9 protein-coding genes are annotated in these 11,923 nt (G+C 64.4%); 4 read left to right on the plus strand and 5 right to left on the minus strand.

Features of this window, described 5'->3' with window-relative positions:
* Position 1: 1 nt before the first annotated feature.
* Both tsf and rpsB read right to left on the minus strand, forming a co-directional pair.
* A complete protein-coding gene (tsf, locus tag CFE50_RS08980) occupies positions 2-871 on the minus strand; it encodes a translation elongation factor Ts (RefSeq protein WP_286732858.1) in 870 nt (289 codons plus the stop codon).
* 131 nt (positions 872-1,002) lie between these two features.
* On the minus strand, positions 1,003-1,740 hold the full coding sequence (gene rpsB / locus CFE50_RS08985; RefSeq protein ID WP_007159494.1) for a 30S ribosomal protein S2: 738 nt from the start codon (positions 1,738-1,740) through the stop codon (positions 1,003-1,005).
* A 286-nt stretch (positions 1,741-2,026) separates the two neighbouring features.
* On the opposite strand from rpsB, the gene map reads away from it, so the two are divergent.
* The 3 genes from map to dapC are packed head-to-tail and all read left to right on the plus strand — an operon-like array spanning position 2,027 to position 6,752.
* Complete coding sequence (gene map / locus CFE50_RS08990; RefSeq protein WP_007159495.1) at positions 2,027-2,809, plus strand: type I methionyl aminopeptidase; 783 nt, start codon at positions 2,027-2,029, stop codon at positions 2,807-2,809.
* Between the two features lie 10 nt (positions 2,810-2,819).
* Positions 2,820-5,519, plus strand: a complete 2,700-nt coding sequence (locus tag CFE50_RS08995) for a [protein-PII] uridylyltransferase (RefSeq protein ID WP_286732862.1) — start codon at positions 2,820-2,822, stop codon at positions 5,517-5,519.
* A 39-nt stretch (positions 5,520-5,558) separates the two neighbouring features.
* Positions 5,559-6,752 (plus strand): succinyldiaminopimelate transaminase, encoded by a 1,194-nt coding sequence (dapC, locus tag CFE50_RS09000; RefSeq protein ID WP_074583790.1) that lies wholly within the window; start codon positions 5,559-5,561, stop codon positions 6,750-6,752.
* Here the strand turns inward: dapC and CFE50_RS09005 are convergent.
* Positions 6,749-8,383 (minus strand): Na+/H+ antiporter, encoded by a 1,635-nt coding sequence (locus CFE50_RS09005; RefSeq protein ID WP_286732865.1) that lies wholly within the window; start codon positions 8,381-8,383, stop codon positions 6,749-6,751. The two genes, dapC and CFE50_RS09005, sit on opposite strands and share 4 nt — an antisense overlap.
* A gap of 211 nt (positions 8,384-8,594) precedes the next feature.
* On the opposite strand from CFE50_RS09005, the gene CFE50_RS09010 reads away from it, so the two are divergent.
* Positions 8,595-8,909, plus strand: coding sequence for a hypothetical protein (locus CFE50_RS09010; protein ID WP_241809589.1), 315 nt, complete (start codon positions 8,595-8,597; stop codon positions 8,907-8,909).
* 51 nt (positions 8,910-8,960) lie between these two features.
* Here the strand turns inward: CFE50_RS09010 and cysN are convergent, their stop codons facing one another.
* Positions 8,961-10,859, minus strand: coding sequence for a sulfate adenylyltransferase subunit CysN (gene cysN, locus CFE50_RS09015; protein ID WP_241809588.1), 1,899 nt, complete (start codon positions 10,857-10,859; stop codon positions 8,961-8,963).
* 1 nt (position 10,860) lies between these two features.
* Positions 10,861-11,778, minus strand: a complete 918-nt coding sequence (cysD, locus tag CFE50_RS09020; protein WP_007159501.1) for a sulfate adenylyltransferase subunit CysD — start codon at positions 11,776-11,778, stop codon at positions 10,861-10,863.
* Positions 11,779-11,923: the final 145 nt, after the last annotated feature.

Below are 11,923 nucleotides of genomic sequence, written 5' to 3' on the forward strand. Positions count from 1 at the left end.
CTTACTGCTTGCTGGCAGCCAGCTGGGCAGCCACTTCGGCAGCGAAGTCGACTTCGGCCTTCTCGATGCCCTCGCCCACTTCGTAACGCACGAAGGAGACGATTTCGGCGCCGGCTTTCTTGGCCAGTTCACCGACCTTGACTTCCGGATCCTTGATGAAGGGCTGCTCAACCAGACTGGCTTCGGCCAGGAACTTGTTGATACGACCCTTGACCATGTTCTCCACGATGTTTTCCGGCTTGCCGGCGATCTTGTCGGCGTTCAGCGCCAGGAAGATTTCCTTTTCCTTGGCGACAGCTTCTTCGGAAACCTGGGAGGGATTCAGGAACTGGGGGTTGCTCGCCGCGACGTGCATGGCGATTTCCTTGGCCAGCTCGGCGGTGCCACCCTGCAGGGTAACGACCACACCGATGCGGTGACCGTGGAGGTAGGCGCCAACGACATCGCCTTCGACACGGGTCAGACGACGGATGTTGACGTTTTCGCCGCACTTGGCGACCAGCGCTTCACGGGCACCTTCCTGGGCGGCGATCAGCGGAGCGGCGTCGCTCATCTTCTCGGCGAAGGCCTTGTCCAGGCTGGCGGCGACGAAGCCCTTGAAGTCGTCCTGCAGAGCCAGGAAATCGGTCTGGGAGTTGACTTCGATGATGACGGCAGCCTTGTGGTCGTCAGCGACCTTGACCGCGATGGAGCCTTCTGCGGCCACGTTACCGGCTTTCTTGGCGGCCTTGATGGCGCCAGCGGCACGCATGTCGTCGATGGCTTTCTCGATGTCGCCACCGGCAGCGGCCAGGGCCTTCTTGCAATCCATCATGCCTTGGCCGGTGCGCTCGCGCAGTTCTTTGACCAGGGCTGCAGTGATTTCTGCCATGTTTGAAATCCTCTTGAATCGGTTTCGAGGTCACTCCGCACGGAGACGGAGCCAATGAAACGCCAGTAGGCAAAAAGGGGGCTAGGCCCCCTTCTCGCACGTCGAACCGCTCGACCCTAGGGTCGACCTGCTCAGCCCTCGACGGCTTCGGCAGCGGTTTCTTCGACGAATTGCTCGTTGGCACCGCCGTTGTTGCCGCCACGGATCACGGCATCGGCAACGCTGCTCAGGTACAGCTGAACGGCGCGGAAGGCGTCGTCGTTGCCGGGGATGACGTAGTCAACGCCTTCCGGGCTGCTGTTGGTATCGACTACGCCGATGACCGGAATACCCAGCTTGTTGGCTTCGGTGATGGCGATGCGCTCGTGGTCGACGTCGACGACGAACAGGGCATCCGGCAGACCGCCCATGTCCTTGATACCACCCAGGCTGCGCTCGAGCTTCTCGAGGTCGCGGGTGCGCATCAGGGCTTCTTTCTTGGTCAGCTTGTCGAAAGTACCGTCCTGGGACTGGACTTCCAGATCGCGCAGACGCTTGATCGAGGCACGGATGGTCTTGTAGTTGGTGAGCATGCCGCCCAACCAGCGATGGTCGACGAAGGGCTGACCGCAACGAGCGGCTTCTTCGCGAACGATCTTGCCGGCGGAACGCTTGGTGCCGACGAACAGGATCTTGTTCTTGCCGGAAGCCAGGCGCTCAACGAAGGTCAGGGCCTCGTTGAACATCGGCAGGGTCTTTTCGAGGTTGATGATGTGGATCTTGTTGCGCGCGCCGAAGATGTACTTGCCCATCTTCGGGTTCCAGTAACGGGTTTGGTGGCCGAAATGCACGCCGGCTTTCAGCATGTCACGCATGGAGACTTGAGACATTTAGATGTTCCTCGTAGTCGGGTTGGGCCTCCACGCATCCCAATGACCAACTTCCCATCGGGAAGCACCCAGGTCATCGTGTCGATGCGTGTGTGGGGTTAGGAGCGCTAAAGGGCGGAGCCCCGAAAAAGCGCGCGACTTTATATCACGCCTTGTCGGATACCACCAGCGGCGATTGCCGGATACCGGAGATCCGGGGCCGCGCCGGCGGCCACAGTGCGGGCGCCGGCTCTGATAGAATAGCGGATCGAAAGCTGACACCCGGCGTGATACCTAGAGATTTCCGATGACCGTCATCCTCAAGACCCCTGAAGACATCGCCAAGATGCGCATCGCCGGCCAACTGGCCGCCGAGGTGCTCGAAATGCTGGACGAGCACGTGCGTCCCGGCATCACCACCGAAGAACTGGATCGACTGGCCCACGACTATATCGTCAACGTGCAGCAGGCCATCCCCGCCCCGCTGAACTACAAGGGCTATCCCAAATCCATCTGCACCTCGCTGAACCACGTGGTCTGCCACGGCATCCCCAATGACAAGCCACTTAAGAGCGGCGACATCATGAACGTGGACATCACCGTGATCAAAGACGGCTACCACGGCGACACCAGCAAGATGTACCTGGTGGGCGACGTGCCCGAGTGGGCCGAGCGCCTCTGCCAGATCACCCAGGAATGCCTCTACAAGGGCATCGATCTGGTCCGCCCCGGGGCGCGCCTGGGCGATATCGGCGAGGTCATCCAGAAGCATGCCGAGAAGAACGGCTTCTCGGTGGTTCGCGAATACTGCGGCCACGGCATCGGCAAGGGCTTCCACGAAGAGCCGCAGGTGGTGCACTACGGTCGCGCCGGCACGGGCCTCGAGCTGCAGGCCGGGATGATCTTCACCATCGAGCCAATGATCAACCAGGGCCGCTACGAGACCCGTCTGCTGGGCGATGGCTGGACCGCCATCACCAAGGACCGCAAGCTGTCCGCGCAGTGGGAGCACACGGTGCTGGTCACCGAACAGGGTTACGAGATCCTGACCCTCAGAAAGGACGAAACCTTTCCCCGCGTTTCTGCGTGAGTGAGCGCCCATGCCCCAGGTCGATTCGGAGTTGTTCGACGCCGGCCAGTTCCAGGCTGAGCTTTCGCTGAAAGCCAGCCCCATCGCGGCCTTTAAGAAATTCATCCGGGCTGCGAACGCCACCCTCGATGCCCGCTTCCTGGCCGGGCGCAGCGTGCGCCGGCTGGTCGAGGACCGTGCCTGGTTCATCGACCAGATGCTGATCGCGGCCTGGAGTCGCTTCAGCTGGCCGGACGACGACATCGCCCTGCTCGCGGTGGGCGGCTATGGCCGTGGCGAACTGCATCCGCACTCGGACATCGACCTGCTCATCCTGCTCGCCGAAGAGGAACAAGAGCGCTTCCGCGATTCCATCGAAGGCTTCCTGACCCTGCTGTGGGACGTGGGCCTGGCCGTGGGGCAGAGCGTCAGATCCCTGCGCGAGTGCACCACCGAGGCACTGGCCGACCTGACGGTGATAACCAACCTGATGGAAAGCCGTACCCTCGCCGGCCCCGAGCACCTGCGCCAGGCGATGCTGGCGGCCACCAGCGTCGAGCATCTCTGGCCGGGACGGGCCTTCTACCTGGCCAAGCGTGCCGAGCAGAGCGCCCGACACGCCAAGTACAACGACACCGAGTACAACCTGGAACCCAACGTCAAGGGTTCCCCCGGCGGCCTGCGCGACATCCAGACGCTGCTGTGGATCGCCCGGCGGCAATTCGGCACCCTCAATCTGCAAGCCCTGGTGGGCCAGGGCTTTCTTACCGAGAGCGAGTGCAGTCTGCTGACCTCGGCCCAGGAATACCTGTGGAAGGTCCGCTACGCCCTGCACATGCTGGCCGGTCGCCCGGAGGATCGCCTGCTGTTCGACCACCAGCGGCGCATCGCCAACCTGCTCGGCTACGAAGACAACGATGCCAAGCTGGCGGTCGAGCGCTTCATGCAGAAGTACTACCGGGTGGTGATGGACGTCTCCCAGCTCAGCGACGTGGTGATGCAGCACTTCGAGGAAGTGAACCTGCGCGACGAGCAGGTGCCCGCCGCGGTGACACCACTCAACAACAGATTCCAGATCCGCAACGGCTATCTGGAGGTGGTGCATCCGCAGGTGTTCCTGCGCACCCCTTTCGCCCTGATGGAGCTGTTCGTGCTGCTGGCGCAGAATCCGGCGATCAAGGGGCCCAGCGCCGGCACCATCCGCCTGTTGCGCGACAGCCGCCACCTGATCGACGACGCCTTCCGCCAGGACATTCGCAACACCAGCCTGTTCATCGAACTGCTCAAGAGCGAATCCGGCATCCATCGCAATCTGCGGCGGATGAATCGCTACGGACTGCTGGGGCTCTACCTGCCCGAATTTGGCCAGATCGTCGGCCAGATGCAGCACGACCTCTTCCACATCTATACGGTGGACGCCCACACCCTCAATCTCATCAAGCACCTGCGCAAGATGAGCTATGACGTCCTGGCGGAAAAGTATCCGCTGGCGACGCGGGTAATCCACAAGCTGCCCAAGCCGGAGCTGATCTACATCGCCGGTCTCTACCACGACATTGCCAAGGGCCGTGGCGGCGATCACTCGGAACTGGGGGCGGAAGACGTGGAAGCCTTCGGTCGCCGTCACCAGCTGCCGGAGTGGGACACGCGCCTGGTCAGCTGGCTGGTGCGCAACCACCTGGCGATGTCCACCACCGCCCAGCGCAAGGATCTCTCCGACCCCCAGGTGATCCACGATTTCGCCCTGACGGTGGGCGACCACACCCATCTCGACTACCTGTACGTCCTCACCGTGGCCGACATCACCGCGACCAATCCGTCGCTGTGGAATTCCTGGCGCGCCACCCTGCTGCGGCAGCTGTACACCGAGACCAAGCGCGCCCTGCGTCGCGGCCTGGAGAATCCGGTCAATCGCGAAGAGCAGATCCGCAGCACCCAGCAATCGGCCCTCGACACCCTGATGCGTCGCGGCATCGATGCCGATGACGCCGAGCAGCTGTGGTCGCAGCTGGGTGACACCTATTTCCTGCGGCATACCGCGCTGGATGTCGCCTGGCACACCGAGGCCATTCTCGGCCACGGCGATACCGCCGAGCCCCTGGTGCTGATCCGCGAGACCACCCAGCGTGACTCCGAAGGCGGCACCCAGATCTTCATCTATGCCGCCGACCAGCACGACTTCTTCGCGGTGACCGTGGCGGTGATGGACCAGCTCAACCTGAACATTCAGGACGCGCGCATCATCACCTCCACCAGCCAGTTCACCCTGGACACCTACATCGTGCTGGATACCGACGGGGGCTCGATCGGCAACAATCCCGCCCGCATCGCCCAGATCCGCGGCGGTCTGATCGAGGCGCTCAAGCATCCCGAGGAATACCCGAGCATCATCAACCGGCGCGTGACCCGTCAGCTCAAGCATTTCGCCTTCTCGCCCCAGGTTAACATCTATACCGACACCACGCGCTCGGCGAGCCTGATCGAGCTGACGGCACCGGATCGCCCCGGTCTGCTGGCACGGGTGGGCCGCATCTTCCTCGACTTCGACCTGTCCGTGCTCAACGCCAAGATCGCCACCCTCGGTGAGCGCGTGGAAGACGTCTTCTACGTCACCGACGCCGCTGGCCGTCCGCTGGCGGATCCCGGTCTGTGCAGCGCCTTGCAGCAAGCCCTGATCAAGCAGCTGGGCGAGCCGGACAGCCAGACGCCACTCAGCCGCATCAGTATCTAGCTCCCTGATCTAACGCCTCGAACGAAGGACCACCCGACGATGAATCCCACCCTCGACCTGCTGCAGCCCTACCCGTTCGAGAAGCTGCGCGCCCTCCTCGCTGGCGTGACCCCGCCGGCGGCGCTCAAGCCGATTCCGCTGTCGATCGGCGAGCCCAAGCATCCGTCCCCCGCCTTCGTCGCCGAGGCGCTGACGGCGAATCTGGATCAGCTGGCGGTCTATCCGACCACCCTCGGCATCGCCGAGCTCCGCGAGGCCATCGCCAGCTGGGCTGGCCAGCGCTTTGGCGTACCGGCAGGCTGGCTGGATCCGGCGCGTCATGTGCTGCCGGTGACCGGCACCCGGGAGGCGCTGTTTTCCTTTACCCAGGCGGTGGTGGATCGCAGCCAGGCCGGCCTGGTGCTGAGCCCCAACCCCTTCTACCAGATCTACGAAGGCGCGGCCCTGCTGGCCGGCGCCGAGCCGCACTACCTGCCGTGCCTGGCGGACAAGGGTTTCAATCCCGATTTCGACAGCGTGCCGGATGAAGTCTGGCAGCGCTGCCAGTTGCTGTTCCTCTGTTCGCCCGGCAATCCCACCGGCGCCCTGCTGCCAGTGGCCACGCTGAAAAAGCTCATCGCCCTGGCCGATCGCCACGACTTCGTGATCGCCGCCGACGAATGCTACAGCGAACTCTATTTCGACGAAGCGAGTCCGCCGCCCGGCCTACTGACCGCCTGCGCCGAACTGGGTCGCAGCGACTTCGCCCGTTGCGTGGTCTTCCACAGCCTGTCCAAGCGCTCCAACCTGCCGGGCATGAGATCCGGCTTCGTCGCCGGCGATGCCGCCATCCTCAAGCGCTTCCTGCTCTATCGCACCTACCACGGCTGCGCCATGCCGGTGCAGGTGCAGAAGGCCAGCGCCGTGGCCTGGCGGGACGAGGCCCATGTCCGCGAGAACCGCGAACTCTATCGGCAGAAGTTCGCCGCCGTGCTGGACATCCTGCAGGGCAGCCTGGAGGTGTCACTGCCGGACGGCGGTTTCTATCTCTGGGCCCGGACGCCGGGCGATGACGAAGCCTTCGCCCGCGATCTGTTCGCCCGCGAACACGTGACCGTGGTGCCGGGTTCCTACCTGTCGCGGGAAGTCGCGGGCGTCAATCCGGGTGCCGGACGGATCCGCATGGCCCTGGTCGCCCCTCTGGCCGAATGCGTGGAAGCGGCAGAGCGCATCCGCCGCTTCTGTCAGGGCTAGCGGTTACCCTGATCGCGCATCAGCGCGGTCTCCTGGATATCGAGCTCGCGCAGGAATTCGGTGACCACCAGGTCATCGATCACGCCGGCGATACGCAGCCGATAGAGTTCACGGCGCTGGGCACGGATGGCGAGCAGGCGCAGCTCGCCATCCAGGGTATCCCGCAGACGCGCCAGGGAGCGGGCATCCTCGCTGTCATCGGCGGAACTCAGCTCGTCACGGAATTCGGCGATGATGCCGGCCTTGATCTCAGCCTGCAGCGCCGCCCGCGCCGGCTCGTCGCCATCGCTGGATTCCACGTCCTCCAGCGCCGTGATGGCGGCGCGGGCGGCGTTGATCCGCACCTCGCAGCGCTCCCGCTCCAGCAGGTCGTTGGATTGCTCCGGCAGCCGCGCCAGCAGCAGCGGAATACCGATGCTCGCCACCACCAGTGACAGCAGGATCACCCCGGCGGCGATGAACACCAGGACGTCACGCAGGGGAAAGGGCGTGCCATCCGAGAGCAGCAGCGGCAGCGACAGCACACCGGCCAGGGTCACGGCGCCGCGCACCCCGCTGAGGGAGGCGATGGCGGCGATCAGGCGCGGATCGCCCGCGATGGTCATGGGTCCGCTGCCAGGCTGGGTCAGGTGCCAATAGCCGAGGATGACCCCGAAACGGATGGCCATGATCACCCCATAGGCACCCAGCACATAGAGCGTCAGCCAGCCCGCGGCCGGCCATAGCGCCTGGGAGGCTGGCAGCGCGGCCGCCAGGATGTCCGGCAGTTGCAGCCCCAGGATCAGGAACACCAGGCCGTTGAAGGCGAATTCCACCAGTCCCCAGACGCTGTGGTTGAGCAACCGGGTGGCGGTCTGCCGGGGCAGCATGTCGACCCGGCTCTGCATCATCCCGGCGGCCACGGCGGACAGGATGCCGGAAACCCCCAGTCGCTCCGCCAGCACATAGGCGGCGAAGGGCAGCAACAGCATGAAGACCACATGGGGCGCGGCGTCGCTCCAGCCGCGCTTCACCACCATCCAGGCGCGCGCCCGCCCGACCAGCCAGCTCAGCACCCCGCCGACCAGCACGCCGCCCACCGCGACGATGACGAATTCCAGGCTGGCCTGACTCAGCGAAAAGGCGCCGGTCAGGGCCGCCGCCACGGCGAACTTGAAGGTCACCAGACCCGAGGCGTCGTTGAGCAGGGCCTCGCCCTGGATCACGTGCAGCAGGGCGCTGGGCAGTCGGCCACGGACGATGCTGGACACCGCCACGGCATCGGTGGGCGACAGCACCGCCGCCAGGGCGAAGGCCACCGCCCAGGGCAGGTGCAGCATCCAGTGCAGGAACCAGCCGGCACCCAGCACCGTGAGGAAGACCAGGCCGAAGGCCAGGACGAAGATCGGTCGGCGCAGCCGCCAGAATTCCCGCTTGGGCATGCGCCAGCCATCGGAGAACAGCAGCGCCGGGATGAACAGCAGTAGGAAGAGTTCCGGGTCCAGGGCCACGTGCAGTCCCAGGGTGGGCCAGGCGAGCAAGGCGCCGACCACCACCTGGATCAGCGGCAGCGGGATGGGAATCAGATGGGCGCTGAGTCGGGTGGCACCCACCATCAGCAAGAGGATCAGAGCGGTATAGAGAATCTGCACGGTGGTCTCGTGGTCAGGGCACCGTTCGCGGTGCCAGATACAGGAGATGCATCCCGCGGGAGTGGGGACACGTCGACCTCGAGTTGTTGGGACTGATGTCCCCGGATTTGGTTTTACCCAAACTTTACCCGAGGCGATCTAGGCGACTGGCCACCGTTGCGGTCTGATAGACATACCCGGTTTCATTTCCCCGGGTCGCAGGAGAAAGATCATGCTACGTCGCATCACTCAAGTCGTGGTGCTTGCCGGTTGCCTCGCCATCGCCGGTCAGGCGTCCGCCCACGGTCGTGGTCCCGGTCCGGCCCTTCTCGGTGCCGTAGTGGGCGCCGTGGTCGGCGGAGCCATCGTCTCCCATTCCTACGCCCGCGAGCCGGTCTATGTCGAAGGCCCCCCACCGCCTCCGCCGCCGCGCGTGGTCTACTACGAGCCGGCACCGGTCTACGAATATCGGGTGGTGGAACCCCGCCCGGTGTACTACGGCCCGCCGCCCGGCGCCTACTACTACGGCCCGCCCCCGCGCTGGTAAGGGCCCAAGAAAAAACCCGCCGAGAGGCGGGTTTTTTCTTGGCTGAACGCCCTAGACCACCTGGCGCCGACGCAGGACGTCGAGGATCTGCTGGACCCCCTCCTCCACCGACAGCTGCTCGGTGTCGATCACCAGATCGGCATCTTCCGGGGCATCGTAGGCGAAGGAGATACCCGGGATGTTGTCGCCACCGGCGGCGTAGAGCCCCTGGGGATCGCGCTCGGCGCAGGCCTTGGGCGACGCCTTGACGTGTACGGTCAGCAGACGCTCGGCACCGATCAGCGCCTGGGCCTGGGCACGGCCCTCGGCATCCGGCGCGACAAAGGCCGCCAGGGCGATCAGACCCGCCTCGTTGAACTGGCGGGCCACCTGGGCGGCACGCAACCAGTTCTCGCGACGCCCGGCGCGATCCTGGGGCAGCCCCTTGTTCAGGTCGTGGCGCAGATTCTGACCGTCCAGCACGAAGACCGCACGACCGGCATCGAACAGGCGACGCTCCAGGGCATAGGCCAGGGTGGTCTTTCCGGCGCCGGAGATACCGGTGAAGAGCACGGTGCTGGGCTGCTGACCGAAACGCGCGGCCCGCTCGCCATTGCCGACGTGCAGCTGGTGCGCGCCCTGACCATGGCCACCCCGGCCCACCGGGTCGGCGATGATCATGCCGGCCCCGACGGTGCCATTGGTCAGGCGATCGATGACGATGAAGGCGCCGGTGGTGCGGTTGACGCCATAGCCATCCAGGGCGATGGACGCATCGAGAGCCACCTTGACCCGGGCGATCTCGTTGAGCTTGAGCTCGCTGGCGGCGCCACGTTCCAGGGTGTTGACGTCCACCGTGTGCACGATGCTCGGCAGCGAGCCGGGCACGTAGCTGGTGGCGCGCTTGATGTCGTACTTCTTGCCGGGCCGCATGGGTTCCTCGGCCATCCACACCAGCATGGCCTCGAAGCTGTCGGTGACCTGGGGACGGTTGTCGGCATGCACCAGGACGTCGCCCCGGGAGATGTCGATCTCGTCTTCCATGGTCAGGGTCACCGCCTGGCCGGGTCCGGCCTGCTCCAGCTCGCCTTCGTAGGTGACGATGGACTTGATGCGACTGCCCTTGCCCGACGGCAGGACCACCACGGCATCACCCTTGGTGACCACGCCCGAAGCCAGGGTCCCGGCGAAGCCGCGGAAGTTGAGATTGGGTCGGTTGACGTACTGCACCGGGAAGCGCAGATCGTCGAGGTTGCGATCGGCGGCGATCTCCACGGTCTCGAGGATTTCCATCAGCGGCTTGCCGCTGTACCAGGGCGTCTGCTCGCTGCGATTCACCACGTTGTCGCCCTTGAGCGCCGACATGGGGACGAAGTGGATGTCCTTGGCGTTGAGGTCGATGCGCTGGGCGAAGGCCAGGTAGTCGTCCTTGATGCGCTCGAACACCGCCTCGTCGAAGCCCAGCAGGTCCATCTTGTTGATGGCGACCACGATGTGCTTGATGCCCAGCAGCGAAGCGATGTAGCTGTGCCGGCGGGTCTGGGTCTGGATGCCGTGACGGGCGTCGACCAGGATGATCGCCAGGTCGCAGGTGGAGGCCCCGGTGGCCATGTTGCGGGTGTACTGCTCATGGCCGGGGGTATCGGCGATGATGAACTTGCGCTTGGCGGTGGAGAAGTAGCGGTAGGCCACGTCGATGGTGATGCCCTGCTCGCGCTCGGCCTGCAGGCCGTCCACCAGCAGCGCCAGATCGACCTCTTCGCCGGTGGTGCCGACCTTCTTGGAATCGCGGGTGATGGCCTCCAGGTGATCCTCGTAGATCATCTTGGAATCGTGCAGCAGGCGTCCGATCAGGGTGCTCTTGCCGTCGTCGACGTTGCCGCAGGTGAGGAAGCGCAGCAGCTCCTTGCGCTCGTGCTGTGCGAGGTAGGCCAGGATGTCCTGGCCGATCAGATCGGATTGGTGCGACATCTTAGAAATACCCCTGACGTTTCTTCTCTTCCATCGACCCGGCGCCATCGTGGTCGATGACCCGGCCCTGGCGTTCGGAGGTGCGGGTGAGCAGCATCTCCTGGATGATGTCCGTCAGCGTGGTCGCCTGGGACTCCACCGCACCGGTCAGGGGGTAGCAGCCAAGGGTACGGAAGCGCACCTGGCGCTTGTGGATGCGGGCCTTTTCCTCGGGCGAGAGGTGCTCGAGGATACGGTCGTCGTCGATCATGAGCAGGGTGCCGTTCTTCTCGATCACCTCGCGCTCGGCGGCGAAGTACAGCGGCACGATCGGGATGCCTTCGAGATAGATGTACTGCCAGATGTCCAGCTCGGTCCAGTTCGACAACGGGAAGACACGAATCGACTCGCCCTTGTTGGTCTTGCCGTTGTAGATGTTCCACAACTCGGGACGCTGGTTCTTGGGATCCCAGCGGTGCTTGCTGTCACGGAAGGAGTAGACGCGCTCCTTGGCGCGGGACTTCTCCTCGTCGCGACGGGCACCGCCGAAGGCGGCGTCGAAACCGTACTTGTCCAGCGCCTGCTTGAGGCCCTGGGTCTTCATGATGTCGGTGTGCTTGGCACTGCCATGGGTGAAGGGATTGATGCCCTGGGCGACCCCTTCCGGATTCTTGTGCACCAGCAGATCGAGGCCCATGTCGGCGACCATGCGATCGCGGAATTCGTACATGGCCTGGAATTTCCAGCCGGTGTCCACGTGGAGTACCGGGAACGGCAGCTTGCCGGGAAAGAAGGCCTTGCGGGCCAGGTGCAGCATCACGGCCGAATCCTTGCCGATTGAATACAGCATGACCGGATTGTCGAACTCGGCGGCCACTTCACGGATGATGTGGATGCTTTCCGCCTCAAGCTGTTTGAGGTGCGTCTGTTTGTCGAGCATGGCTACTCACGATTGCAGAAAGGTGGCCTAGGAGATGTCCGTTGCGGCATTCAGTCGACTGGACACACCGGACAGAGCGGGCCGTGGACGAACCTCAACCTTACCATAGGCAACAGTTATGGCCCGCCAGGCTATTTAGAACCAG

This window comes from Pseudomonas sp. PGPPP4 (assembly GCF_002256045.1).
Lineage (GTDB): Bacteria > Pseudomonadota > Gammaproteobacteria > Pseudomonadales > Pseudomonadaceae > Chryseomonas > Chryseomonas oryzihabitans.

Excerpts from the sequence above, each read along its gene's own strand:
- tsf (WP_286732858.1), bottom strand. The coding sequence starts at position 871 with ATGGCAGAAATCACTGCAGCCCTGGTCAAAGAACTGCGCGAGCGCACC.
- rpsB (WP_007159494.1), bottom strand. The coding sequence starts at position 1,740 with ATGTCTCAAGTCTCCATGCGTGACATGCTGAAAGCCGGCGTGCATTTC.
- map (WP_007159495.1), top strand. The coding sequence starts at position 2,027 with ATGACCGTCATCCTCAAGACCCCTGAAGACATCGCCAAGATGCGCATC.
- CFE50_RS08995 (WP_286732862.1), top strand. The coding sequence starts at position 2,820 with ATGCCCCAGGTCGATTCGGAGTTGTTCGACGCCGGCCAGTTCCAGGCT.
- dapC (WP_074583790.1), top strand. The coding sequence starts at position 5,559 with ATGAATCCCACCCTCGACCTGCTGCAGCCCTACCCGTTCGAGAAGCTG.
- CFE50_RS09010 (WP_241809589.1), top strand. The coding sequence starts at position 8,595 with ATGCTACGTCGCATCACTCAAGTCGTGGTGCTTGCCGGTTGCCTCGCC.
- cysN (WP_241809588.1), bottom strand. The coding sequence starts at position 10,859 with ATGTCGCACCAATCCGATCTGATCGGCCAGGACATCCTGGCCTACCTC.
- cysD (WP_007159501.1), bottom strand. The coding sequence starts at position 11,778 with ATGCTCGACAAACAGACGCACCTCAAACAGCTTGAGGCGGAAAGCATC.